At 44.0% G+C, this 25,642-nt stretch carries 20 protein-coding genes; 13 read left to right on the top strand and 7 right to left on the bottom strand.

Annotated elements, in window-relative coordinates:
* Window positions 1-103 precede the first annotated feature (103 nt).
* The 7 genes from U0033_RS16330 to U0033_RS16300 all read left to right on the top strand — a co-directional run bounded on the left by U0033_RS16330 (window position 104) and on the right by U0033_RS16300 (window position 8,265).
* Entirely contained in the window at window positions 104-982 is an 879-nt protein-coding gene (locus U0033_RS16330) for an EboA domain-containing protein (protein ID WP_072359532.1), read from the top strand.
* 201 nt (window positions 983-1,183) lie between these two features.
* Entirely contained in the window at window positions 1,184-2,167 is a 984-nt protein-coding gene (locus U0033_RS16325) for a TatD family hydrolase (RefSeq protein ID WP_072359530.1), read from the top strand.
* Between the two features lie 221 nt (window positions 2,168-2,388).
* Window positions 2,389-3,249: a UbiA-like protein EboC gene (eboC, locus tag U0033_RS16320; RefSeq protein ID WP_072359529.1), complete on the top strand. Its 861-nt coding sequence runs from the start codon at window positions 2,389-2,391 to the stop codon at window positions 3,247-3,249.
* A 126-nt stretch (window positions 3,250-3,375) separates the two neighbouring features.
* Window positions 3,376-4,530 (top strand): 3-dehydroquinate synthase, encoded by a 1,155-nt coding sequence (locus U0033_RS16315; protein WP_072359527.1) that lies wholly within the window; start codon window positions 3,376-3,378, stop codon window positions 4,528-4,530.
* A gap of 12 nt (window positions 4,531-4,542) precedes the next feature.
* Window positions 4,543-5,760 (top strand): metabolite traffic protein EboE, encoded by a 1,218-nt coding sequence (gene eboE, locus U0033_RS16310; protein WP_072359525.1) that lies wholly within the window; start codon window positions 4,543-4,545, stop codon window positions 5,758-5,760.
* Window positions 5,761-5,800: 40 nt separating this feature from the next.
* Entirely contained in the window at window positions 5,801-7,165 is a 1,365-nt protein-coding gene (locus U0033_RS16305) for an alkaline phosphatase family protein (protein ID WP_072359522.1), read from the top strand.
* A gap of 320 nt (window positions 7,166-7,485) precedes the next feature.
* A complete protein-coding gene (locus U0033_RS16300; RefSeq protein WP_072359678.1) occupies window positions 7,486-8,265 on the top strand; it encodes a sulfite exporter TauE/SafE family protein in 780 nt (259 codons plus the stop codon).
* A gap of 143 nt (window positions 8,266-8,408) precedes the next feature.
* Here the strand turns inward: U0033_RS16300 and U0033_RS16295 are convergent, their stop codons facing one another.
* The 3 genes from U0033_RS16295 to U0033_RS16285 form a co-directional block, all read right to left on the bottom strand.
* On the bottom strand, window positions 8,409-8,753 hold the full coding sequence (locus U0033_RS16295; protein ID WP_177318583.1) for an MmcQ/YjbR family DNA-binding protein: 345 nt from the start codon (window positions 8,751-8,753) through the stop codon (window positions 8,409-8,411).
* Window positions 8,754-9,103: 350 nt separating this feature from the next.
* Window positions 9,104-10,849: a DUF885 domain-containing protein gene (locus U0033_RS16290; protein WP_072359518.1), complete on the bottom strand. Its 1,746-nt coding sequence runs from the start codon at window positions 10,847-10,849 to the stop codon at window positions 9,104-9,106.
* A 265-nt stretch (window positions 10,850-11,114) separates the two neighbouring features.
* Entirely contained in the window at window positions 11,115-12,485 is a 1,371-nt protein-coding gene (locus U0033_RS16285) for a 3-keto-disaccharide hydrolase (protein WP_072359517.1), read from the bottom strand.
* Between the two features lie 425 nt (window positions 12,486-12,910).
* Here U0033_RS16285 and U0033_RS16280 point away from each other — a divergent pair, with 425 nt between their 5' ends.
* The 6 genes from U0033_RS16280 (at window position 12,911) to scpB (ending at window position 21,837) form a co-directional block, all read left to right on the top strand.
* Window positions 12,911-15,910 carry a SusC/RagA family TonB-linked outer membrane protein gene (locus tag U0033_RS16280; protein ID WP_072359515.1) on the top strand — a complete coding sequence of 1,000 codons (3,000 nt, stop codon included), beginning with the start codon at window positions 12,911-12,913 and terminating at the stop codon, window positions 15,908-15,910.
* A 39-nt stretch (window positions 15,911-15,949) separates the two neighbouring features.
* A complete protein-coding gene (locus U0033_RS16275; RefSeq protein ID WP_072359513.1) occupies window positions 15,950-17,554 on the top strand; it encodes a RagB/SusD family nutrient uptake outer membrane protein in 1,605 nt (534 codons plus the stop codon).
* Window positions 17,555-17,755: 201 nt separating this feature from the next.
* Complete coding sequence (locus U0033_RS16270) at window positions 17,756-18,337, top strand: DJ-1/PfpI family protein (protein WP_072359511.1); 582 nt, start codon at window positions 17,756-17,758, stop codon at window positions 18,335-18,337.
* A 201-nt stretch (window positions 18,338-18,538) separates the two neighbouring features.
* The gene (locus U0033_RS16265; protein WP_072359509.1) at window positions 18,539-19,411 is read left to right on the top strand and encodes a WG repeat-containing protein; all 873 of its coding nucleotides are present in this window, start codon (window positions 18,539-18,541) and stop codon (window positions 19,409-19,411) included.
* A 281-nt stretch (window positions 19,412-19,692) separates the two neighbouring features.
* Window positions 19,693-20,592 (top strand): ATP synthase F1 subunit gamma, encoded by a 900-nt coding sequence (gene atpG, locus U0033_RS16260; RefSeq protein ID WP_072359507.1) that lies wholly within the window; start codon window positions 19,693-19,695, stop codon window positions 20,590-20,592.
* Window positions 20,593-20,805: 213 nt separating this feature from the next.
* The gene (gene scpB, locus U0033_RS16255; protein WP_072359505.1) at window positions 20,806-21,837 is read left to right on the top strand and encodes an SMC-Scp complex subunit ScpB; all 1,032 of its coding nucleotides are present in this window, start codon (window positions 20,806-20,808) and stop codon (window positions 21,835-21,837) included.
* A gap of 84 nt (window positions 21,838-21,921) precedes the next feature.
* Here the strand turns inward: scpB and U0033_RS16250 are convergent, their stop codons facing one another.
* The 4 genes from U0033_RS16250 to U0033_RS16235 form a co-directional block, all read right to left on the bottom strand.
* A complete protein-coding gene (locus tag U0033_RS16250) occupies window positions 21,922-22,743 on the bottom strand; it encodes a purine-nucleoside phosphorylase (protein ID WP_072359676.1) in 822 nt (273 codons plus the stop codon).
* Between the two features lie 88 nt (window positions 22,744-22,831).
* Window positions 22,832-24,397 carry a ribonuclease Y gene (rny, locus tag U0033_RS16245; protein WP_072359674.1) on the bottom strand — a complete coding sequence of 522 codons (1,566 nt, stop codon included), beginning with the start codon at window positions 24,395-24,397 and terminating at the stop codon, window positions 22,832-22,834.
* A gap of 529 nt (window positions 24,398-24,926) precedes the next feature.
* Window positions 24,927-25,220, bottom strand: a complete 294-nt coding sequence (locus tag U0033_RS16240; RefSeq protein ID WP_072359503.1) for a cell division protein ZapA — start codon at window positions 25,218-25,220, stop codon at window positions 24,927-24,929.
* A gap of 10 nt (window positions 25,221-25,230) precedes the next feature.
* Window positions 25,231-25,533 carry a hypothetical protein gene (locus U0033_RS16235; protein WP_143150677.1) on the bottom strand — a complete coding sequence of 101 codons (303 nt, stop codon included), beginning with the start codon at window positions 25,531-25,533 and terminating at the stop codon, window positions 25,231-25,233.
* Window positions 25,534-25,642 lie beyond the last annotated feature (109 nt).

Genomic DNA, 25,642 nt, shown 5'->3' with positions numbered 1-25,642 from the left:
TATGAAACAGCCATTTAAATTACCACGCTACCTTTCGTAACTCTTTTATTATTTTACATCATATTCTGCTAACTTTAAAGCCAGACAACTCAGGGTCTCAAAGATGGAACCATACTATTATGACAGTGCGTTGGTAAGTAAGCGAATACACGCTATCATCACAGCACACGCCACGCCACAGGCACTTAACTGGTTGCAACAACAGTTACAGCTGCTAGAGGAAGCGAAGACTACTCAGCGCTTCAATATTACTTTCACTGCTATGCCACGTTTTACGGGTAAACAAGTTATATCGGATACCCACATTGCGGAAGCGAATAACTTTTTCATTTATGGGTATACGTTAGATCGTCTTGCACGTATCTGGTGGTTGCTCCAATTACCTTCGGATGACCGATCCCGTTATGTGGCTGCGATAGAAGACCTCTTTTCGGCAGCGGACATGAATGAGCAGATTACGCTTTATGGGGCATTGCCATTGCTGGCATACCCTGAGGAGTGGAAGCTGTGCACTGCTGAAGGTGTCCGCTCAAACATCGGCGGGGTGCTGGAAGCTATTATGGTACACAATCCTTACCCGGCACAGTACCTGGATAAACCAGCCTGGAATCAGCTGGTGATGAAGGCGATCTTTACGGATAAGCCGGTGCACCTGATCACGGGACTTGACGAACGGGCTAATCCGGAACTGGTGCAGATCCTGCGTGATTATGCACATGAACGCTGGGCGGCCGGCCGGAAAATTAATCCCATGTTATGGCGTTTGATCGCTCCTTTCATTGACAATGATATCCTGCCTGATATTAATCGTCTCCGGGCATCTGATCAGGTTGTAGATAAGGAAGCGGCTGCTTTGGCCTGCGCTCAAACGGGGTTTGGTCCTGCAAAAGCATTGCTGCTGCAATCGCCGGAACTGGCTGCTGCGATAGCCAATGAGTCGCTGACGTGGGTGACGGTTGCAGAAAAAGCAAGCTCGCTATAGTGTTGCATGCATATTCACCATGCTATCTGCAATAAAAAATGCAAAGGTATAACCGGAATTCATGATATGAACCTGCGAAAAACCGGAATTAACACCGAATAGCATAAACGTGTATCACACGTAAAATGTATATCCTGTAAAATTGCAACAGGTAACATTGATTTTAAAACAAATTACCAGGTCTCACGAAAATATTTTGACATGTGTTGTAGTCACGAACTGAAAGAAACAGCCCAGCCATTGACAATGGTACCCGCGTTTATGGATCACATAAAAGGAATGCAGTTTTTTGATCCGCATATTCACATGACAAGCCGCACCACAGACGATTATCAGGCTATGGCAGCGGCTGGTATTACAGCAGTTATTGAGCCTGCTTTCTGGCTGGGGCAACCCCGTACAGGTGTGGATACTTTCAAGGATTATTTTAACAGTCTGATCGGCTGGGAGCGTTTTCGTTCCTCACAATTTGGGATCAAACATTATTGCACAATAGGCCTGAACAGTAAAGAAGCCAACAACGAAAAACTGGCAGCAGCTGTGATGGAAATATTACCGCTTTTTATTTACAAAGAAGGGGTAGTAGGTGTTGGTGAAATTGGTTTTGATGACCAGACTCCTGCAGAAGAAAAATATTATCGTGCACAGCTGGAACTCGCTAAGGAAGCGGGTTTACCTGTGCAGATCCATACCCCACACAGAGATAAAAAGAGAGGCACTACGCGTAGTATGGACATTGCCATTGAACATGGTATTGACCCTAAGATGGTGATTGTAGACCATAACAATGAAGAAACCGTAAAAGAGGTGTTAGACAGGGGTTTCTGGGCTGCATTTACCATTTATCCATTTACCAAAATGGGGAATGAACGGATGGTGGAAGTCGTGAAACAGTATGGCAGTGAGCGAATTATGATCAATTCTGCAGCTGATTGGGGTATCAGTGATCCATTGGCTGTACCAAAAACGGCGGCCCTCATGCACGAAAGTGGTATTGACTCGAATGACATTCATTTGGTAACTTTCCGCAATGCTATAACAGCCTTTGCCCAAAGTGGGCAAATTAATGAAGCGGATTTTGAGATGGTGAAACAAATAGACCAGAGCCTGAAGTTCAACGGAAGTACTGTTTTACGTGGTGGTCAACAACCTTTCCGAAACGCTCAGTCTACTATAATTAGTTAAACAGCAGTATTAAGAATTTACAGGTGTCCTGAAAAAACAGGCATGTCGTATGCCATCGCCGGGTATTTGAACCCGGCAGGGGATTGTTCGTCGTGCTGACAATTTAAATCATGTATGTGAATATGGATCAATTGCAATTCGTATTTCGTCATTCGTCATTGAGAAAACCCGTGTACCCGGTGAATTATATTATTAGCAAATTACTAGGATATTTACGTTTAATGCGTCCTGCCAATATCGTAACTGCGGTTGCAGATGTACTGGCCGGGATGGCTATATCCGGTTTTTTGGGATCTGAGGTTGTCAATTATCTGGATCACCTGTTGCCATTACTTTGTCTTTGCCTGGCCACAGTAGGGTTGTATGGAGGAGGAGTTGTGTTCAACGATGTGATGGATGCAAAACTGGACAAAGTAGAACGTCCTGAACGCCCGATACCAAGTGGCATTATTTCTTTGGCGCAGGCAATTGTGTTGGGTTCTTACCTGCTATTAGTAGGTATACTGGCAGCATTTACTGTAGGTCGTATCACCGGCTTTATTGCCCTGGGTATAACTGTGAGTGCGCTGGTGTATAATAAATGGGGGAAACACCAGGCTTGGGGCCCTGTGAATATGGGGCTTTGCAGGGGGTTGAATTTATTGTTAGGGATCAGCATAGTGCTGCCTGCTTTGCAAACGTACTGGTGGATGGGCATCATCCCTGTGATCTACATTGCTGCTGTGACTTACATCAGCCGTGGTGAAGTACACGGCGGTACCCCGGCTACTATGCGGGTTGCAGCTGTTTGCTATGCGGTGGTATATGGTACTATGTTCGCGCTGGCGTATTACAATGAGCATTTACTATTGGCTTCTCCTTTTATCATCTTATTCATCATACTGATCAACAGGCCGCTGTGGACTGCAATGAAAGAGCCTACCGGTCCTAATATTGGTAAGGCTGTGAAAGGAGGCATTATTGCTTTAGTTGCAATGAATGCTGCCTGGGTAGCTGCGTTTTCTACATTACCACATGCATTATTGGTGTTGATATTGTTGCCAATATCATTACTGATGGCAAAAGCTTTTGCTGTAACCTGATAATTTTATTTGATTTATAATTTATTGATATCGCTTTTACCGCAGGTAAAAGCGATTTTTTTTGCTGCTGGCAGTTTTGTACTTTTAAAACGGCTTTAATTATTTGATGAGCATTCAATCATAGCTATGCACGTTATTCAACAGACATTCAGTGTACCATACTCCTACGAAGTATTCTTTACAACCCACCTCTTCGACTCAGGGAACCCACTGCTTAAAAACTACCTGGAAAGCCAGGCCGCGAACAATCTCAGCAAGCGCTTATTAGTAATTGCTGATGAAGGATTGATTAAACATCATCCAAACCTTCCCGCACAAATCAGACATTATTGCGAAGCTGTGAATGGTTTTGAACTTGCTGGCGAGATCCTGGTCATTCCTGGTGGCGAAGCTGTGAAAAACGATATGCCGCTTTTTTACAGCCTTGTAGATGCCATTGATCAGTATTCCATCGATCGCCATTCATTTGTAATCGGTATGGGTGGTGGTGCTGTGCTGGACCTGGTAGGTTTTGCAGCAGCAGTATCTCACAGAGGTGTACGTCATATTCGTATACCTAGCACCGTATTATCACAGAATGATTCTGGTGTAGGTGTTAAGAATGGGGTCAACTACAAAGGGAAGAAAAACTTCCTGGGCAGTTTTGCACCACCAGCAGCGGTATTCAATGATGCACACCTGCTGACTACTTTAGATCCGAAGGACTGGCGTGCAGGTATTGCAGAAGCAGTTAAGGTGGCATTGATCAAAGATGCGCCTTTCTTTGAATGGCTGGAAGCAAACGCTGCGCCGCTTGCAAATGGGGATCTTCCGCTTATGCAGGAACTGGTATATCGTTGTGCAGCTTTGCACATGGCACACATAGGTGGTGCCGGCGATCCGTTTGAAAGCGGGTCTTCAAGACCTTTGGATTTTGGGCATTGGAGCGCCCATAAACTGGAGCAGTTGTCAAATTTCGATCTGCGTCATGGCGAAGCGGTGTCTATCGGTATGGCAGTAGATAGTATATATGCTTCACTGCTAGGTTGGATGGATCAGGCAGCAGCTTTGCGGATAGTAAAGTTATTGCAGCAATTACAATTGCCGGTATACCACCCATTGATGGAGAATAAAGATGGTGTGCCATCACCTGTCATCAAAGGACTGGAAGAGTTCAGAGAGCATCTTGGTGGCAGACTGACCATATGTTTATTAAAGGGAATCGGGGTGGCAGCAGAAGTTCATACAATGGATCTGACGCTCTTAGATAAGGCTGTGGAAACAGCCCGCTCGCTTTCTTAAAAACCTAATTTCATGCAAACAATTACAGGTCATCTTTCCTATTGCACGAATATCCACCCAGGTGAAACCTGGCCAGATCATTTCGCGCAGTTGCAACGATATATTCCAGCTATTAAATCTGCTGTTTCACCTGATCGAGCTTTTGGTATTGGTTTGCGTCTTGCAAATACAGCCAGTTTAGAGTTGTCAAAAGAAACGAACCTGCTTGCTTTCAAACATTGGTTGGAAGAGCAGAATTGTTATGTATTTACGATGAATGGTTTCCCTTACGGAGGCTTTCATCATACTGTGGTAAAGGACCAGGTACATGCACCTGACTGGACCACTGCTGAGCGTGTGGAGTACACCTCACGGCTATTCCGCATTCTGGCTGCTTTGTTGCCGGCAGGTATGGAAGGAGGAATCTCTACTGCTCCGTTGTCGTACAAATTGTGGCATGATGACCTGGAAGCTGCTATGGAAGATGCTACTTTGAATATGCTCCAGGTATTAGGGCAGTTAGTACGTATACATCGTGCAGGTGGTCCAGTTATGCACCTGGATATTGAGCCTGAGCCGGATGGATTGATGGAGAATATGCAGGAGTACATTGACTGGTATTTTGCCTACCTGATGCCATTAGGTATCAACTATCTGCTGGATCAGTTTGATATGACAGAAAAAGAAGCTGGTGCTGCTATTAAAAGGCATATTCAGTTGTGTTATGACGTATGCCATTTCGCGTTAGTATATGAATCTCCTTCTTTTGTATTAGGCAGGTTGGAGGAGTATGGATTGAAAGTAGGCAAGCTGCAGATCAGTGCAGCTCTCAAAGCCGCTATGCCGGAAGATATTGCGGAGAGAAATGCGGTGGCACAGGCATTCAGTGCATTCAATGAACCGACTTACCTACACCAGGTAATTGCCAGGAAAGCCAAGGGTGGTTTTATGCATTATCCGGATCTGCCACAGGCACTGGAGGATGTGAATAACAAGGAGGTGGTAGAGTGGCGTTCACATTTCCATGTTCCTGTATTTTTAGAACACTACGAACGCTTATTTAGTACACAGTCTGATATTCGTGATGTACTGCAATTACAAAGGGAACAGTTATTCACGCAGCACATGGAGGTAGAAACCTATACCTGGGGTGTACTGCCTGCTGAGTTAAAACTTCCTATGGATCAATCCGTTTCGCGTGAAGTGGGCTGGGTAATGCAACAGCTTGGAATTCAGAAAAAGGAAGTATAGATTTGAGCACGAATTATATCCTAAGAATGGCTCAACGATCATGAAAAAGACAGTTGTTATTGATGTCGTAGGACTCTCCTCCTCTCTGATTGGAGAGCATACCCCTTTTTTGAAGGCGTATGTACAGCAGCACCAGTTGCGCACAATTAAACCTATGGTGCCTGCAGTCACCACAGCGGTTCAGAGTACTTATGTCACCGGACAATGGCCTGCGGAGCATGGCATTGTTGGTAATGGCTGGTATGACCGTCAGGATTGTGAAGTGAAATTCTGGAAGCAATCAAACAAGCTGGTAGAAGCACCAAAGATATGGGAGCGGGCCAGGAAGATAGATCCTTCCTTTACGGTATCCAAAATGTTTTGGTGGTATAACATGTATTCCAGCGCAGATTATTCTGTGACACCTCGTCCACAGTATTTATCTGATGGCCGTAAGGCACCGGATTGTTATGCACATCCATCATCACTGCGTGATCATCTGCAAAAAGAGTTAGGCACTTTCCCCTTGTTTCAGTTCTGGGGGCCGGGTGCGAACATCAAATCAACACAGTGGATTGCCGATGCATCTGTGATGACGGATGATTTGTATGATCCTACTTTGACCTTGATCTATCTGCCTCATTTGGATTATTGTTTACAGAAATTCGGGCAGGATCTGTCACGCATCAGTAAGGAACTGCATGAGATAGATGAAGTGGTAAAACAACTGGTCACGCATTATGAAAAGAAGGATACCCGTGTGATCATTCTTTCAGAATATGGTATTACGAATGTGAATAACCCTATTCACCTGAATCGTACTTTCCGGCAGGAGGGTTTGATCGCGGTGAGAGAGGAACGTGGTTTGGAACTGCTGGATGCAGGGGCTTCAAAAGCTTTTGTAGTAGCAGATCACCAGATAGCGCATGTGTATGTGAACGATCCGTCTGTATATAAAAAGGTGAGAGCGATTGTGGAAAACACAGCGGGTATTCAGCTGGTACTGGATCGTGAGGGCAAGCGTAAACATCATATGCATCATGCAAGAAGTGGTGAGTTAGTATTGGTAGCAGATACCAATAGCTGGTTTACTTATTATTACTGGCTGGATGATGCAAAGGCGCCTGACTTTGCGAGACTGGTGGATATACATCGTAAGCCGGGTTATGATCCGGTAGAGATGTTTATGAATCCTGCTGATCCATTGATCAAATTGAAGGCAGGTTTTAAGCTCCTGAAGAAGAAATTAGGTTTCCGCTACCTGATGAATGTGATTCCGCTGGATGCGACCTTAATAAAAGGTTCTCATGGCCGGATTTCAGAAGATAGTCAGTATCACCCGGTATTGATCACAGCAAAGGGAGAGGAGCCGAGGCCGGTAGAAGCGGTGGATATTTACGATGTGATCTGGAAAACGATGCAATAAAGTAATTTGATTTCTCAATTGTAATAAGGCTTGTTTTCAGATAAGAAATGGCAGTCAGGGGATTTGCCTACCAAATCCCCTGACTGCCTATATTTCCTAGACTTGGTAGGCTATATCCCACTTAAAGCCACGACTGTCAGAATTATAACATAAAGTTATATCCCATAACTTTTAGTAATGGCCTGAACCCCGGATAATTTTGTTGAACCTGCGCCAACACTGTACTTTTGGCTTGTTCGCGACACTTATTTGCTAAAAAGGGAAATTCATCAAAACCAACCGACGACCTGCCAGCCGGCAGGAGTGTGTCTAACCTGTATATGATTGCGTTATTTCAACAGACTAATTATTGGGTAATATTATCCATCGGATTGATCGTGGGTTATCTTTCCGGTTTACTGGGCAAGGGAGGTAGTGCAGTGAGTACGCCAGCGCTACAGATCTTTGCCGGTGTAAATCCATTTTTTGCCCTGGCTTCCCCATTACCTGCTTCTATTACGAGTACAATTTCTGCCACTGCGGTATATAGTAAAGAAAAGCTTTTCGATAAACGTGTGATTGGATTAGGTGCATTATTTGGTGTACCGGCAACTGTTGTAGGCGCTTTTTTCAGTCATTACTTAAAAGGGGAAACGCTGATGATCTGTACGGCCTTGTTTATAATGAGCATAGGTACGACATTGTTGATTTCCTTCTTAAAGAAGAAGAATGTGGAGGTAGAAGCTGATCAGCATTTCCACAAGGGATTAATGATCCTGGCTGCTACCGGTATTGGTTTATTATCTGGTTTGTTAGCGAATGCGGGAGGTGTATTATTCAGCAGCTTCTTCATCAAGCGTTTAAGGATGCCAATCAAGCAGGCATTGGCATGTTCAATTGTATTATCTGCTATACTTTCTATTCCCGGGGCAATCGCGCACTGGTACCTGGGGCATATCGACTGGAATATTGCATTATTACTTTCAGTGACAGCGATCCCATCATCTTATTTAGGGGCGAAAACTGCTGTGAAGATGAAGACACCTTTACTTGAAAAAGTATTTGCGTGTACGCTGATAGTATTTGGTTTATATGACATCATATACACCGTCTTCTCTTAAATGTCGGCCACAGGCCACCCACCAAATAAAAAAGCTTTTACCTGCATGGGTAAAAGCTTTTAATATTTTCAGGAGTATACAGGAGTTCCTCAACGCTGCCAGCGTCAGGCGCAAACCTTCCTACCACAAAAAATCCAGGGGTACTATACCCTTTGCTCCCGCAATATCTGCGCCCTTTCTTCCGGAGGTAATGAATTTACCACCAGGTCATAGGCATTCTGTAATAAAGACTGTAATTGCGGTACAGGTAATGTATCCAATTGTTTGATCTGTACCCAGTGGTACCTGGCCAGATAAGGGGCCGGAACGATACCCGGTTGGGAAATGAGGCGGTGGAAATCCTCCAGCCTGCATTTCAGGGCAATCTGATGTGGTGAAGTCTTTGAGATCATGCAAAAAAGTTTTTCACCTACGGAAAACCGTACATCATCATCCCACTTCTCTTCCCTCACTACGGCAGGGAAAGCAAGGCAGTAATTAAGGGTCATGTCAAACATAATACTGGCAGCTTAAAAGTTAAAAAATTCCTTTCTCTCAGTGAATTTATAAGGCGAAAATCTTAAAAATGTAAAATGGTAAAAGGCTCGTTGAATGGATAGCTTTCGTTATAGATGAGTCTCTGTGTGATATGGCAACGTTCCTAAAACCTTAATGGTTCATGTTCCCTGAAATAATAAAATTCCCACTATAAATTTAAGTATCTTTTCTCAAAGCGGGCACATATTTTTATTGTTAAATCCAGATTATCAGGAAGCTGTGCAGTAATTGGGGCGTATAGATTTAATTTTAATATTTACCTTTTGCAGGGTGATTGCACTCTGCAAAAGGTAATATGGTGTTATTTGAATTTCCTTGCCATCTTTTCTTCCAACACATCTAATGGTACGCAGCCATCTTTCAACAATTCATCGTGGAAATCTTTGATGTTAAATTTATTTCCCAACTCAGCGGTATACTTGTTCCTCAGTTCGCGGATTTTCATTTCGCCAATTTTATAGGACAAAGCCTGTGCCGGCAAGGCCATATAGCGCTCAATTTCCGCGGTGGCTTCCTGCTCACTGGTTGGTTCATAATCAAGCATATACCTGATAGCCTGTTCACGGGTCCAACCTTTGTAATGTAAACCTACGTCCACAACGAGTCTGATAGCACGGTGAATTTCATCGCTTAATCTGCCGAAGTACATGTAAGGATCTGTATATATTCCTAATTCTTTTCCAAGGCTTTCGCAATAAAGTGCATAACCTTCCCCATATGCGCCAATCCAGTTAAATCTGCGGAATTTAGGCAACGAATCGTTCTCCTGTTGGATGGAGATCTGGAAGTGGTGACCGGGTATTGCTTCGTGTAGAAACAGGCATTGCATACCTGTGTAACCAAATTCTTTGGCATTCAGAATAGGCACGTAGAAGATACCAGGTCTTGACCCATCAGCTGCTCCCTGCATGTATTCTGCGCTTGCAGAGGCTGCGCGGAATGCTTCGGTCTGCCTGATTTCAAAAGGTGTTTTAGGCAGGTGGCCATACATCTCTTTTACCTTTGGCATTATCCTGTCTTTGATAGCAGCAAAACTATCCAGGATTTGTTTGGGGGAGGAGAAGATTTTGAACTTCTTATCTGTTCTGATATAAGTGAAGAATGATGGCAGGTCACCTTTCCAGCCTGTTTCTGTCATCACCTTTTCCATTTCACCTTTGATACGGGCTACTTCTTTTTCACCGATTGCAAAGATTTCATCAGGACTCAGGTTTGTTGTTGTCCAGTATTTGCTGTAGAGGGCATACCAGTCCTTACCGTTTGGTAATGCACCATAACCGCTGGTGCTACGGGCTTTGGGCAGGTATTCCTTTTCAATGAAGTCATGCAGACGTGCATAGGAGGGGAGTATGTACTGCTCGATACTTGCTCTATACTCAGCTGCCAGTGCTGTATCCTTCAGGGTTTTCAACGGAGCGTAAAATACGTTGCCAGTATCTTTCTTAGCGATGTCTGCCAGTTGAGGAAGGATTTTTACTACCAGTGTTTTAGGTAAGACCACACCTGCATCGATGCCTTTGCGCATATTGGCGATAGCAGTGTCAGCCCATTCAGAGAAGGATTTCATACGTGCCATGAAGTGGCGATAGTCATCATTCGTTTTGAATGGTTGTGCGCTGGCACCGGAACCAAATAAAGGCAACATTAAGGTGAGGCCGCTGAACTGATCAAAAGGCATGTAGTGATCAGGGAATTTCAGTCGCTCCTTACTTAAGGAAAGATCGCGTTGCAACATGAGATAACTGATCAGGTCATTGGGTGTAAGGCCTGCAGTATCTACACTATTGAGCGCGGTTTCGTAGCTGGTGTAAAAGCTATCGAGGCGATGACGGAAATGTTCGCTGATGTCTATTTGCAGGAGACTATCATACTGATGTTCTCCATTCATAGTTGCTTCCATCGGAAACAATTCCATTCTGTCATCGTAATATTGCTGGACGAGGTGGTGTAGAGAATCGGCTCCATTACCGGTTTTCCTGCCAGGCTGACCACAAGCTACTGCCAGCAGGAACGAGGGCAGCAGGAGATAGTGTTTTTTAAACAGCATGTGTCTTTAGATTTTGTTGATGTGTACGGGCTAAAAATAAAAAAACACTCCGAAGAATCGGAATGTTTTATATAGAACAGTGAACAATGAAAACGTATTAATATCAGGTATTTATCAGCTCAACTCTCCTCATTTTCAAATGATTGCTGTAAACTCAATCGTTTAAGTTTCAGCCTTGTTTCACTAGAAATTTTCATTCAACGGACGGCTTCGGCTTTAATACCCGCTGCAAAATTAGGTTAATAATCAAAATCAACTTGTTAACCTATTTTAAATTTTTGATTTTTATGCTACGGAATGACACAGTGTTTCCATGATCCTGGAGTAAGATGTGTCCTTCTGGCCAAAGACCAAAGTTATTCCAATTTTTGTATTTAGAAATCGCTACGAGGTCTTTAAATTCTTTTGACCCTCTTTCATACTCCACCATCTTTATGCCATTCAGCCAATGTTCCACATGATTATTTGGATATACAATGACGCGGCCATGGTTCCATTCACCGATTTTTCTAAATGCATTTTGGTTAACATCTTTCTTCCTGGGGATGAGGTCGTATAATGAAGAGAGGGTTCTGTCTCCATCGCGGCCAAGCTTGGCATCGGGGTGACGTTCATCGTCCAGTACCTGGAATTCCAGTCCTATGGCTGATTTTCCTTTGGTGTCATAGTCTTCTTTTACAAAGTATTTCACACCGCTGTTAGCACCTTCTGTCAGTTTGAAATCGAACTCCAGGTCGAAAGCACCGTATTGTTTGTCAGTGATGATGTCACCACCTGAACCTTCTTCATCACCTGTAGACTGGTGGATGGTAAGTAAACCATCCTGAATAGTCCAACCGGTGGTGGGGAAGTTTTGTTTATTCACTCTTCTCCAGCCTGTGGATGTTTTACCATCCCATATTAATGAATACCCGTTTTTCTGCTCTTGTGGAGAGACTGAGTTCGGTACATTATTCACCACATAAACATTATCGTAAGGAGAATATTGTGAAGCTTCCGGGTTTTCTAAAATACGGATATTGCGCCAATGGATCTGTTTGCCTGCATCTTCAGGTTTGTAGATCTGATGCACCTGTAGGGCGATGAAGCCTTTCAGGGTCATGTCGTCGATCACATGTGCACAAGCAACGCCATTGATCCATGTTCTGATCTCCGATCCTCTGCACTCAATTCTGTATTTGTTCCAGTCTTTCTTTTTGAACGCCTTTTGCGCAGCTGGATTCAGATCTAATGGATAGAGCCATCCACGACGTGCTTCATCATAAATGCCACCGCTCCATGCTCTGTCGCTGGGATCTACTTCCATCTGATAACCATGTACCCGACCATTGTTATAGTCAGCTTTGCTTTCGCTACGGAATTGAATACCATAGTTCATTTCCGCATCAAGCTTGAGTTCCAGCTCTAAAATAAAATCACCGTAGTCTTTTTCGGTAGCGAGAAAGGAATTTGGGCTTCCCGTGACGGATGTGCCCACGATTTCATTTTTTTTAGCCTCATAGGTAGCTGTCCCATTTACTTCTTTCCATCCTGTGAGGTCCTTACCATTGTAGAGGGATTGCCATTGAGCTTTCTTTTGTGCTGTTGCCCAAACGCTGAGGAACAGGACAATACAGACCAGTAACGTGTTTTTCATAACAATGAACCAAAACTAGTTTTAAAAATAAATAATAACACTCATTTATTCAACCGATTGCACCATTTATGTGATGAGCGGTAGAAATCCTTTTTAATCAAGGACTACTAACTTCTCTCTAAATTTATGCAATCGTTTGCAATTTATAACGAATCTACTTAACTTGTATTGCCCCGAGCCGGAATTGTAAGAAAAACCAAAAGAATAATTAAAGCTCAAGTCGTTAACTGCCGGAAAAGGAGGGCCATTGTATAGACTCGAAATAAACTAAAGAAGTTGTGACTCATTTTTCATTCTGCTAAGCACGTTGCCCATGAAAACTGATTCCTTAGGAAGCGGTGGGGAATGGTCTGTGCCTGGCTTAGAATGATCAGCATGAGTGACGATCGACTATTGACTATTCTGTTACTCTAAAATTCTACGTAATGAAAAACACGTTATCGAAAACGGGGGTGATACTCCTGTATCTACTATTGCTGGGAACCCTTATTCGCGCGCAACAGCTTGTTAATCTATCGGGAAGGGTGACATCACCGGATGGTAATCCTGTTATTGGGGCTACGGTAGCCGTAAAAGGAAAATCGACAGGTACTGTTACTGATGCGATGGGTGCTTATAAGTTGAAAGTCTCGCCCGGCGCTACTATCGTCATTTCGTTTATTGGGTATTTGCAACAGGAAATTCCCGTTAATAACAGGACTACGCTTGATGTGAAGTTGGCCGAAGACAACAAGAAACTGGAAGAGGTGGTCGTAGTAGGGTATGGACAACAGAAGAAGAAGGATGTAACAGGTTCTATTGCTTCTATCAGCAGCAAGGCAATTATGGAAGTGCCGGTTACCAATGCACAGCAGGCATTGCAGGGGAGGACACCGGGTATTGATGTTATTAATAATAGTGCGAAGCCGGGTGATGAACCCAGGGTACGTGTGAGAGGTACCCGATCGCTTTCTGCAGGGAATGATCCTTTGTATGTGGTAGATGGAATTCCGTTTGCGGGTGCGATGAATGATATCAATCCCTCGGACATCAGTTCGATGGATATATTGAAAGATGCCTCGGCCACTGCTATTTATGGTTCGCGTGGTGCAAATGGGGTGGTGCTGATCACCTCGCGAAAAGGGAAGAGTGCCAGCAGACCCGTGGTAAGTTATAGTGGTATATATGGCTATGTGCATGCCCTGGGTCGTACGGATATGATGGATAGTCAGCAGTATATTGAAATGAAGCGGGAGGCGTATCGTACCACTGGCACTTATGATGATAATAACCCAGCTGCTGCTGATGCTAAGATTTTTAATACGACGGAGCTGGCTAATATTAAGAGAGGTGTGAATACGGATTGGCAGGATCTGTTGATTAGTTCGGGATGGCAAACAAGGCACTCGCTTGGTGTAAGTGGAGGAACGGATAAGACCAGGTATTCGGTAACGGGGGGATATTTTAAAGACCAGGGTGTGTTGAAATTGCAGAGTTATGAGCGCTATAACCTGCATGTAGCGGTGGACCAGGAAATAGGTAAGCGCATTACAGTGGGTACATCGATGTCTGCTGCTTACAGTACGCGCAAAGGCAGTAGTTATAATGGAATGGGAGATGCATTGAAAATGTTACCAATCGCAGATCCTTATGATGCCAATGGACATCTTATTACCTACCCAACCGGTGATAACCAGCAACCCAATGCTTTATTGAATTATGTACCCGGGAATAGGGTAGAGAATTTATATCATCTTCGGTTCTTCAATAGTCTGTATGGCGAAGTGGCCATTCTCGATGGTTTGAAATATCGCCTGAATGTAGGAACAGATCTGCAGCAGAATAACTATGGATTGTTTTTGGGGAAGAATAGTACTGACCTGCTCATAGGGGGAGGCGATGCGACTGCTACAAAACAGAGCCAGTTCGTGTGGGCTTATACGATAGAGAACCTGTTGACCTACAATAAGACTTTTCATGAGAAACATAATTTAGGTGTGACGGCATTGTATAGTGTGCAACGCCAGCGGGAGGATAGTTCCTCTGCTTCGGTAAGAGGTATCCCGGTGGAGTGGCAGGAGTATTATGGTTTAGGGCAGGCTGCGAATGTAACGGGAATTGGAAGTAGCCTGGGAACATGGACGATCTTGTCCTATATGGGTCGTGTGAATTATGGATATGATGACAGGTACCTTGTTACCCTGACTGTTCGTGCAGATGGTTCATCACGTTTTGCTCCGGGGCATAAGTGGGGATATTTCCCTTCTGTGGCTTTGGGGTGGAATATCACGAAGGAGCGTTTTATGCAGGGAACGGGATTCTTTGATAACCTGAAATTGCGTGCAAGTTATGGCAAGATTGGGAATACAGGTATTCCGCCTTATGCTACGCAGGGTTTGCTGGGTAGAACGACTTATGCATTTAACAATAAGGGTACGCTGGGATATTCTCCTATCTTATTGCGTAATCCTAATCTGACATGGGAAACGACGACCTCAACGAATATTGGTCTTGACTTCAGTGTGCTGAAAGGAAGGATCAGTGGTACGGTAGATGTGTATAAGCAGAAGACGACGGATCTGTTGTTGCAGAAATTTTTGCCCTATAGTAATGGGTTTGATTATGTGTTAGAGAATACGGGGGTAACGCAGAATAAGGGAATTGAAATAGGGCTTTCTACTGTGAATATTGAAACGAAGAGTGGGTTTAGCTGGACGATGGATGTGAACTTCTTTGTTAACCGTGAGAAGATATTAGCCCTGGGAGAAGGTAAGACACAGGATGTGGGCAATGGATGGTTTGTGGGGCAACCTACTTATGTGTATTATGATTATAAGAAAGTGGGGATCTGGCAAACCGAGGAAGCGGCGCAGGTGTATAAGCAGCATCAGGGAGAGATACAGTTAGCGGATGTGAATGGTGATAAGGCGATCACGGATAAGGATAGGGTGATCTTAGGATCATCACAGCCTAAGTGGTCGGGAGGCATGACGCAGCGTTTTAGTTACAAGGGATTTGATTTTTCGGTGGTAGCGTTTGCGCGTATGGGTAGTATGATTAAGAGTGATTTTTATGCGACGTATAATACCTTGTTTGGAAGGTATAATAATCTGGATGTGGAATACTTTACGCCATCGCATCCTTCGAATGCGTTTCCCCGTCCGAACTCTAACCAGGAGCGGCCGAATAACTACAATACGCTGAGTTATTTTGACGGGTCTTATTTTAAGATCAGGAATATTGGCCTGGGGTATTCGTTGCCGAAGAAGTTGATGGACAGGTGGCAGATGGAGTCGGTGCGGTTTTCGGTGGATGTGAAGCAGCCTTTGATCATTGCGCCTTACAGGCAGAAGTGGAAGGGGATAGATCCGGAGGATGTGAATTTGATTGGGATAGATGCACCGGCGACATGGATGCTGCAATTTGGGGTGAATGCCACATTTTAATTGAGGTGTATTGGTTTTAACGCTTAAAAACATTTGAAGATGAAAAAGTTCTTATTCTTAATATTAATAGTGGTTGTATCGTGTAATAAGATGTTGGATGAGGATGTGGTGACGAATGTGACGGATGATTTTTATAATACGCCGGGAGGGTTTACGACGGCGGTGAGTAGTAGTTACGCAGCGTTGAGGAATTTTTATAGTACGGAGAGAGGGATGACGGTGAGTGTGTTTGGAACGGATACGTATACGAATGGGTCGGATGGGGATTTTAAGTTTGCGAACCAGTATACATCACAGTTGAATCCAAGTTATTCACATTTGCGGGAGATATGGAATGGGTTTTACCAGGCGATTAATGTGTGTAATGTAGTGACGACGAGAGCGGATGCGATAGTAAGTTTGGATTCAGTTGTGAAGGTGTCCGGGCTGGCGCAGGCTCGTTTTTGTCGGGCTAATTATTATTTTATTTTGTTGCAATTATTTGGGGATGTGCCTTTGAATTTGAAGGAGAATACGACAATAGAGAGGGAGGCACATCGTGATCCGGTGGCAGCGATTTATGCAGCGGTGATCAGTGATTTGCAATATGCGGCAGCGGTGTTGCCGGCATCGCAGACGGATTGGGGAAGGGCGACGAAGCCGGCGGCGGAGCATTTGCTGGCGAGGGTGTATTTAACCCGTGCATCTTCTGCTTCGGCGGTGGGTACGGATTATGATAGTGCAGCGTATTATTCAACGAAGGTGATATCGCAGTATGGGTTTCAGTTATTGCCGGATGTAGGGCAGGTGTGGGCGCAGGGGAATGAGAAGAATAGTGAGACGGTGTTTGCGGTGCAGTATATCAATGATGCCTTGTATAATTCATCGGATAATAATGCGTGCAGGTTCTTTTTGATGCAGTATGATGTATTGGCGGGGATGAAGAGGGACCTGGCAAATGGTACACCGTGGAAACGTTATCGGCCTACAAAGTTTTTGTTGGATACCTTATATAAGGACAGGGTGAATGATTGTCGTTATGAGAAGTTTTTTACGAGGGTTTGGTATTGTAATACGGCAACGGATAAGTTGAAGGTGGGTGATACTTCGGTGTATATGCCTGGGGTGGATGTAACGGATGGGGAGATAGCGGGTAAGAAGTATTTGTATGTGCCGCCCCGGAATTATACGGAGAAATTGTATCCTTCATTGAATAAGTTTGCGGATGCGTTGCGGCCGGATAATCAGGCTTCGGGGGTGAGGCCGTTTATAGCGTTTAGGTTGGCGGAGGATTATTTGATAGCGGCGGAGGCGTATATGAAGATGGGCGATAATGCGACAGCGGTGGGGTATATGAATAAGTTGCGGGTTCGTGCGGCGAAGGTGGGGATGAGTGATGTGGAGACGGAGGCGCATAGGGAGGCAATGAAGATTGGGGAATCGGATTTGAGTATTGATTTTATATTGGATGAGCGGGGGAGAGAGTTGGTAGGGGAGCAGCTGCAGTGGTTTGATTTGGTGAGGACGGGGAAGTTGTTGGAGCGGGTGAGGTTGCATAATCCGCAGGGGGGAACGAATATAGAGGAGAAGCATGTGTTGCGGCCGATTCCGCAGGATCAGATTGATAGGAGTAGTAATGAGTTTAGGCAGAATCCGGGGTATTGATATTAGGAAGCTCAATTGTGTCATCGCCGATGACACAATTGAGGCTTTTTGTTTATTGGTAAGATGGATTCATCGAATTGTGTCTCCATAAATATGATTTTTCCTGGCATTATTAGTTGCTTTTCTCAGGAAAGAGGTTGCATATTTTTGAACAAAATTTATTCACTATCTTTAATCTCACCCTTAAAACCCCCTACTCTCATGGCTCAAAAAAACATCCTCTTCCTCACCGGAGACTATGCCGAAGATTACGAAACCATGGTACCTTTTCAGATGCTCCTCATGGTCGGTCATAACGTCCATGCTGTATGCCCTGATAAATCAGCAGGAGACAAAATCATCACTGCCATCCACGATTTTGAAGGGGACCAAACGTACAGCGAAAAACGTGGGCATAATTTTGTGCTGAATGCTTCGTTTGCGGATGCAAAACCAGAGAATTATGATGCATTAGTCATAGCAGGTGGCAGAGCCCCTGAGTATTTAAGACTGAATGCGAAAGTGATTGAACTGGTAAAACATTTTGCATATGCTGATAAGCCGATTGCTGCTATTTGTCATGGTATCCAGATTTTAACAGTGGCAGATGTGGTAAGAGGAAAGACACTGACTGCTTATCCGGCGGTGGGGCCGGAGGTGACAATAGCGGGAGGGCATTATGCTTCCGTGAATGTAGATGAGGCGGTGACGGATGGAAATTTGGTGACAGCGCCGGCATGGCCTGCGCATCCGCAGTGGATAGCGGCGTTTTTGAAGGTGTTGGGAACAGAGATTAAGTTGTAAGTGACTAAGAAGTTAAATAGTTTAAGAAATTCCAGGAAAGAAGTGATGTAAGATTTAAGAATAGAAAGTTTAGAGAAAGAATTGATTTAAGAAAGCGTCATTTCTGGAATAAGAAATTTAGGAAAGGCCTTCGTGTGAGCGAAGGCCTTTTTCTACATAATTCAATGATATTTATTATTTTTGGTATACAATCCTTTTCCTATGAAACGATTTTTCCTGCTCTCACTACTTCTATGTCCAACAATTTTTGGATTTGCGCAGCAAGCTGACTCCCTGGTTAAATTCCAGAAAGAGGAAAAATATGGCTTCCGGGATACTGCTGGTCATGAAATCATCCCCGCTCAATATGAGTCAGCTGGAGCATTCATGCATGGTGCAGCAGCTGTGCAATCAAAAGGGAAATACGGATTTGTGTTTGCCAATGGAAAACATTCTGCTTATAAATATGATTCTGCCTGGGTGAAGGGGAAGTACTTCTTCGTGAGTAAGAAAAAGAAGCAGGGGCTGTTGGATAGCACGGGTAAGGAATGGGTAGCTCCCATCTATGATGAGGTAAAACCGGAAAAGGAGGGATATGCGAGGATTAAAGTGGGAGAATTATATGGCATGGTGAATAATAAGGGGAAGGTGATTTTGAAACCAACTTATGATATGATCAGTGGGGTAAGTCATCATAGTGTACTCGTCTATAATGAGGAAAAGTGTGGCCGTGCAGATCTGAAAACAGGAAAAGTGATTGGGGGTCAATATGATAAGGTTGGACAATTTAAGGATGGGCTGGCATGGGTGCAGGTGGATCGTAAGTTTGGGTTTATCAATGAGAAGGGGGATGTGGTGATTCCTGTGGTGTATGACAAAGTAGGAAATTTTAATGAGGGCCTGGCTCCGGTGGGCGTGAGTGGGAAGTTTGGGTTTATTGATATGACAAATAAGGAGGTGATTGCGGCGAAGTATGATAATGCGATTATTTTTCAAAATGGGAGAGGCTTGATTAAGTTGAATGGTAGAGTGGGGTATGTGGATAAAGAGGGGAATGAGACCTGGACGGATTCAGTGCCGGAGGCGGGGAAATAAGAAAATCACGGAAAGGGAATTCACCAGGGGGAATGAAAACCTTTTTTGGGAAAATAGTTTTCTGGCTGATGGCTAAATCGAGTCATTTTTTAACCTTAAAATTCAGCTGCCAAATCCAGTCATTTCATTTTATTAATATATGACGAGGATCAATACTGCTTCCCTGGCAAACTATCCACAATCCTACCAATCTTAATTACTTTTTCTTACCTTTGCAGCCAAATTCAGGAGCTCCCAAAGGGCTTTTAGTCATATAAACTTTACGTAATACATAAAACATTATGTCCGGTCAGCTTAAAGAAGTTCGCAACCGAATTAAGTCCACACAGTCCAACCTGCAGATTACAAAAGCCATGAAAATGGTGAGTGCTGCTAAACTGCGTCGTGCGCAGGATGCTATCTTACTCATGCGTCCTTATGCTGTTAAATTGCAGGAAATGTTGTCCAACATTGTTTCCAACAGTGAAGGCAGCCTCGACCTGGCATTGGCAGCAGAGCGTCCTGTTGAAAAGGTATTACTGATCGTAATAACCTCGGACAGAGGCTTATGTGGTGCTTACAATTCAAACCTGATCAAGCTGACTAAGCAGGTAATCCGTGAAAAATACCAGGAACAGTTTGAGAAAGGTCGTGTAACTATCCTGCCTATCGGTAAGAAGGGCTGGGAGCATTTTGCTAAGAATGGTTACAAAATGAACGAAACTTACTGGCACCTGTTTGCACACCTGGATTTCGATCATGTGAAGGAAGCTGCTACGGTAGCAATGGACGGTTTCACCAGTGGTCAGTATGATGCTGTTGAGATTATCTATAGCCAGTTCAAAAATGCTGCTACTCAGTTCTTTATATCTGAGCAATTCCTGCCTATCGCTAAAGTAGAGGAAAAAGTTTCAGATAGTAAGGGTAAGAAATTAGCGAAAGCGGACTTTATCTTCGAACCAGAGAAAGATACTTTGATTGCTGAGCTGATGCCTAAGATCCTGAATACTCAGTTGTACAAAGCGATGCTGGATGCAAATGCTTCTGAGCATGGTGCGCGTATGACTGCGATGGATAAGGCGACAGAAAATGCAAACGAACTGCTGCGTAATTACAAGATCAGCTACAACCGTGCACGTCAGGCAGCGATTACAACTGAGCTGACTGAGATCGTGAGTGGTGCAGCTGCGCTGGAAGGCTAAGTTGCTGATTGATCGTATAAGATTGGTTACGGCTAATGTGCTGATAGATTAAAACAGAAATGGATTAGTTGCGCCTGATGGGGTAATGCCTGACTTATACACATCGTATTAACATCGATATTTTTAGATTTTATCATAAAGGTCAAAGACTGTATTTTCGGTCTTTGACTTTTTAGCTTATAGGCGTTGACGCCAGCAATTGAAAACCGGATAATGGAAATCTCACAGATCATACCTCATGTTGAATCACTGATATTCGCTGCTGACAGACCCCTGCCCGTGCTGGATATCACCGACTTGTTAAATAATGCGCTGGCTTTTCTGGAAGACAGGGTGACTGTTGACCAGGTGGAGACAGCCATTGAGGCTATACGGGAAAAGTATAGCACGGAGTTTTATGCGTTTGAAGTGAAGGAGAGTGGGGGTGGATTTCAATTCCTGACTAAGAAGGAATATTATCAAACGGTGGCGCAGCTGAATGGGGATAAGTTCCTGAAAAGGTTGTCTACAGCGGCGTTGGAAACGCTGGCGATTGTGGCGTATAAACAACCTATTTCTAAAGGAGAGATTGAGCATATTCGTGGGGTGAGTACGGATTACTCCATTACTAAATTGCTGGAGAAGGAGTTGATTGTGATTTCAGGGCGTAGTGAGACGCTGCCAGGGAAGCCGTTGTTGTATTCTACTTCTAAGGCGTTTATGGATTATTTTGGATTGAACTCACCGAATGACCTGCCGAAGTTGAAGGAAGTGTTTGAGGAGGATGTGCAGCCAACGCTGATAGCGGGATTGGAGAATGGGAATGGAGCTGGAGATGATGCGATGATATTGCGGGTGTCAGAGAATGGGGAGTTGGTAGAGGAGGAGATTTTGCTGGTGATTGAAGATGAGGTGAGTGGCGGGCAGCTGGAATTGCCTTTGGGGCAGGAAGATGCGGTAGTGGAGGAGGATGAAAATGAAGAAGATGAGGTTAGGGAAGATGAGGTTGAAGAAGGTGAGATTGAAGAAGGTAGGGCGGAAGAAGGTGAAGACGTTGTGGCGGAGAATGAAGCCTTGAGTGAAGAGGAAAGTACGGAGGAGGGAGATATAGTTGGTGAGGAAGAAGATGATGATTTTGATGATGAGGAAGAAGATGATGACGATGAAGAAGACGATGAGGATGATGATGACTTTGAAGATGAAGGGGATGATTTTGAAGGAGAAGATGAAGAAAATGAAGATGATGATGAATCTAATTCAAAATAAAACAACAAAAACGCTTTTGCCGGATGGCAAAAGCGTTTTTAGTTTATGCAAAAGGCCGGCGGCCAGCTCCTAAAATTATTCCTCTTACAGCTGCTTCACCACCTCCACAAAAATCTCACTCAGCTTCTTATCCGCTTTCCCTGCCACCTCAATAATCTCCTCTATACTTACCGGCTGTAAATTATCCGGATCGCACTCATCCGTTATCACTGACACTGCTGCACATGGCAATTTTATCTGGTTCGCCACTATCACCTCCGGCACCGTACTCATTCCCACCATATCAGCTCCTATCAAGCGCAAAAACCGATACTCCGCTCTCGTCTCCAGATTTGGCCCCATCACCGCTGCATATACGCCAGTCCTTAAAAAATACCCTACTTTATGTGCTGCCGTTTTCAGCATCTTCCCTAATTCCTCATCATATGGCATACTCATATCCGGAAATCTTGTTCCAAACACCGGTGAATTCAAGCCACGCAATGGACTCTCAGGTTGCAGGTTAATATGATCATCCAGCAACACCATATCTCCTTTTTTGAATGCCGGTCGCATCCCACCCGCGGCATTACTTAGTAAGAGTTTTTCCACTCCCAAAGCTTTCATTACCCGAATCGGAAATGTAATCTGCTGCATAGTGTAGCCTTCATAAAAATGAAACCGCCCCTGCATCGCAACAACAGGTGTGTCGCCGATTTTCCCAAAGATCAGCTGGCCCTTATGTGATTCTACCGTGGAAATAGGAAAATGAGGGATTTCATAATAAGAAATGGCTCTGCTCACCGTAATGTGTTGTACTAACTGCCCCAGACCAGTTCCTAACACGATACCTACACGTGCTTTATCTGCATTAAACGAGGAAAGATATTTTACCGCGGCTTCAATCTTTGATTCTAAGGGATGCATAATCATAGCGTTATGGAATTAGTGGAATTAAAAAAGCAGGCTGGAATTTGACTTCCAAGCCTGCTTTAAATATATTAATTCTGATGATTTAGCGCGCTACATTAACAGCACGTTTCTCCCTGATTACAGTCACCTTAATTTGTCCAGGATACTGCATATCATTCTGAATCTTGTTCGCTATTTCAAATGACAGGCGATCTGCATCGTTATCTGTTACTTTTTCACTCTCAACGATTACACGCAGTTCACGACCGGCTTGGATAGCGTATGCTTTTTCCACACCATCATGTGCCAGGGCCAGGTTTTCCAGATCCTTAATACGCTGCAGGTAGCTCTGCATGATCTCACGACGTGCACCAGGACGTGCACCAGAGATGGCATCACAAGCCTGAACGATTGGAGAGATCACGTATTGCATTTCCATTTCATCGTGGTGTGCACCGATCGCATTTACTACCGCCGCATGTTCACCATATTTCTCAGCCAGTTTAGCACCCAGCAATGCGTGGCTCAGTTCTGTTTCTTCATCAGGCACTTTACCAATATCGTGGAGCAGACCAGCACGTTTAGCCAGTTTAGGGTTCAGACCCAGTTCTGCTGCCATTACTGCACAGAGGTTAGCAGTTTCTTTGGAGTGCATGAGCAGGTTCTGACCATAAGAAGAGCGGAAACGCATCTTACCTACAAGTCTGATCAGTTCTTTATGTAAACCATGGATACCCAGTTCGATCACGGTTCTTTCACCGATATCCATAACCTGTTCTTCCAGTTGTTTCTTGGTTTTTTCTACTACTTCTTCGATACGTGCAGGGTGAATACGGCCATCCTGTACCAGTCTTTGCAGAGACAGACGAGCGATTTCACGACGTAATGGGTCGAAAGAAGATAATACAATAGCTTCAGGGGTATCGTCTACGATCAGGTCAACACCAGTAGCTGCTTCGATAGCGCGGATGTTACGACCTTCACGGCCAATGATCTGGCCTTTGATTTCATCACTTTCCAGGTTGAAAACGGTAATAGCGTTTTCGATGGTTTGCTCAGCGGCAGTACGCTGGATGGATTGTATAATGATTTTCTTAGCTTCCTTGTTTGCTTTCAGTTTAGCATCCTCGATGATCTCCTGGATGTGAGACAGGGCCTGTGAACGTGCTTCTTCTTTCAGGCTTTCAATGAGTTGGTGACGTGCTTCTTCTGCTGTAAGGGCCGCTACTTTTTCAAGACGGCGAATATGTTCTTCCTGGTGTTTTTCGAGTTCTGTGCGTTTTACAGCTACCAGCTCCATCTGGCGGGTCAGGTTTTCCTTGATCGCCTCGTTCTCCTGCATCTGTTTCGTTATGGTGTCTGTCTTTTGTGTCAGACTCTGTTCTTTCTGTTTGATGCGGTTTTCTGCATCTGCCATTTTCTGGTTGCGTGCAAGGGTTTCTTTTTCATGCTCACTTTTCAACTGCAGGAATTTCTCCTTTGCTTCCAGGATTCTGTTCTTTTTTTCGTTTTCAGCGGCTACTTTCCCATCTTCTACGATCTTTGCAGCCTGTGCCTCAGCTTCCTGTATTTTTATCTGTGTGTTTTTAGCAAATATAACCTTGCCTAGCAGTATTCCTATGATCAACGCAGCTACTGCTGTTATTGCTACGATTAAAGTAGATTCCATTTCAATAATTTTAACTTGATTTATGTTGCATTCCTGGCCACATTCCTTATCCGTGGAAAAGGTAAAGGGTTTAGAACCGATTCGCGAAAATACAAAAAAGAATGTGCTGCAATGCAGTACTGTTGAGGATTTGTAGGTTTTTCGGCAGGCCGGATCGCAAAACATGCCATCAGGCGTAGCTTTCATGAACGGGGAAGCGACAATAATTTGCTGAACGTTAATTTACTATATCGTATTTATATAAGAATATATTACTTACTAGAAATCCACTTTTCAAGATATTTCAGTCCCTTCCTAGACCCCTCCACTTACCAGACTCAACATTTTTTATTACAAACATCTTCCTTTTCAGGGTGCATATTAATATATTTCCTTCATTTTTAAATTATTAATAAGACCCGGCAAAGCATTATTAATAATTTTCTTCCTGAAAATCCACCCGAATCTCCAACGCATGAGTTTCGAAGGACCTGGAATAAATCATAATGATACCAATGAATTTTGCATTTCCTGAACCGGGATTGGTTGACTATTTTAAGTGCTCATCGATCAATGTCTCCAGATGTTGCAGTTTCTCCTCCAAAAATGGTTGCAGACCAGCCTGCACTTTTCCGCCATGGGTGACAGGGTGGGTAGCATACATGATCAGCGCCATGGCGATGTAATCCTGTAAGTCTTTGCCCGCATACGCTGTCTTGAATTCTATGATCTTTTCGTTCACTTCCTTCATTGTACGGCGTACTTCCTCTTCTTCTTCCGGCTTGATTTTTATTCTGTAGGACCTGTCTGCTACAATGATATTAATGGGGATCAGCGGTTCCATGCTGTGTCGTTTATATATTTAATAAGGCGATACACCGGTCAATCTCCCTGATATATTCATTGATCTTATTGCGCATTTCCCTCTTAAACTCCTCGTCATCCTCTTTATCTCCGGGTGTTCCCTGTGCAGCACCGGCAATCCTGGCTAAGTGTAACTTATTATCCAGTTCGTCGATCTGCTGTTGCTTCATTATCAGTTCGTTGTCCTTGATCTGTAAGGTCTCTTTGAGCGAAACATTCTCCGACTGCACCTGTTGCAATTTCTTTAGCAACTGTTGCAGCTTTTCTTCGATTCTCAGTATGTGTTGCTCCAAAGCCAATGTTCAAATGTACTTATGAGTACAAATTACGGATTATGAATTGATAATAGAAATTACCGGAGATTAATTATTAAGAGAAATTGGCAAAATGCTCCACCCGGGC

The organism is Chitinophaga sancti, assembly GCF_034424315.1.
Lineage (GTDB): Bacteria > Bacteroidota > Bacteroidia > Chitinophagales > Chitinophagaceae > Chitinophaga > Chitinophaga sancti.
Note: the sequence above shows the minus strand (reverse complement) of the source record. Positions and strands in the feature narration are given on the sequence as shown.

Excerpts from the sequence above, each read along its gene's own strand:
- U0033_RS16280 (WP_072359515.1), top strand. The coding sequence starts at position 12,911 with ATGAAAAACACGTTATCGAAAACGGGGGTGATACTCCTGTATCTACTA.
- U0033_RS16270 (WP_072359511.1), top strand. The coding sequence starts at position 17,756 with ATGGCTCAAAAAAACATCCTCTTCCTCACCGGAGACTATGCCGAAGAT.
- U0033_RS16275 (WP_072359513.1), top strand. The coding sequence starts at position 15,950 with ATGAAAAAGTTCTTATTCTTAATATTAATAGTGGTTGTATCGTGTAAT.
- U0033_RS16265 (WP_072359509.1), top strand. The coding sequence starts at position 18,539 with ATGAAACGATTTTTCCTGCTCTCACTACTTCTATGTCCAACAATTTTT.
- U0033_RS16240 (WP_072359503.1), bottom strand. The coding sequence starts at position 25,220 with ATGGAACCGCTGATCCCCATTAATATCATTGTAGCAGACAGGTCCTAC.
- U0033_RS16300 (WP_072359678.1), top strand. The coding sequence starts at position 7,486 with ATGATTGCGTTATTTCAACAGACTAATTATTGGGTAATATTATCCATC.
- U0033_RS16250 (WP_072359676.1), bottom strand. The coding sequence starts at position 22,743 with ATGCATCCCTTAGAATCAAAGATTGAAGCCGCGGTAAAATATCTTTCC.
- scpB (WP_072359505.1), top strand. The coding sequence starts at position 20,806 with ATGGAAATCTCACAGATCATACCTCATGTTGAATCACTGATATTCGCT.
- atpG (WP_072359507.1), top strand. The coding sequence starts at position 19,693 with ATGTCCGGTCAGCTTAAAGAAGTTCGCAACCGAATTAAGTCCACACAG.
- U0033_RS16295 (WP_177318583.1), bottom strand. The coding sequence starts at position 8,753 with ATGACCCTTAATTACTGCCTTGCTTTCCCTGCCGTAGTGAGGGAAGAG.
- U0033_RS16325 (WP_072359530.1), top strand. The coding sequence starts at position 1,184 with ATGTGTTGTAGTCACGAACTGAAAGAAACAGCCCAGCCATTGACAATG.
- U0033_RS16305 (WP_072359522.1), top strand. The coding sequence starts at position 5,801 with ATGAAAAAGACAGTTGTTATTGATGTCGTAGGACTCTCCTCCTCTCTG.
- U0033_RS16290 (WP_072359518.1), bottom strand. The coding sequence starts at position 10,849 with ATGCTGTTTAAAAAACACTATCTCCTGCTGCCCTCGTTCCTGCTGGCA.
- U0033_RS16285 (WP_072359517.1), bottom strand. The coding sequence starts at position 12,485 with ATGAAAAACACGTTACTGGTCTGTATTGTCCTGTTCCTCAGCGTTTGG.
- eboC (WP_072359529.1), top strand. The coding sequence starts at position 2,389 with ATGCGTCCTGCCAATATCGTAACTGCGGTTGCAGATGTACTGGCCGGG.
- eboE (WP_072359525.1), top strand. The coding sequence starts at position 4,543 with ATGCAAACAATTACAGGTCATCTTTCCTATTGCACGAATATCCACCCA.
- rny (WP_072359674.1), bottom strand. The coding sequence starts at position 24,397 with ATGGAATCTACTTTAATCGTAGCAATAACAGCAGTAGCTGCGTTGATC.
- U0033_RS16315 (WP_072359527.1), top strand. The coding sequence starts at position 3,376 with ATGCACGTTATTCAACAGACATTCAGTGTACCATACTCCTACGAAGTA.
- U0033_RS16330 (WP_072359532.1), top strand. The coding sequence starts at position 104 with ATGGAACCATACTATTATGACAGTGCGTTGGTAAGTAAGCGAATACAC.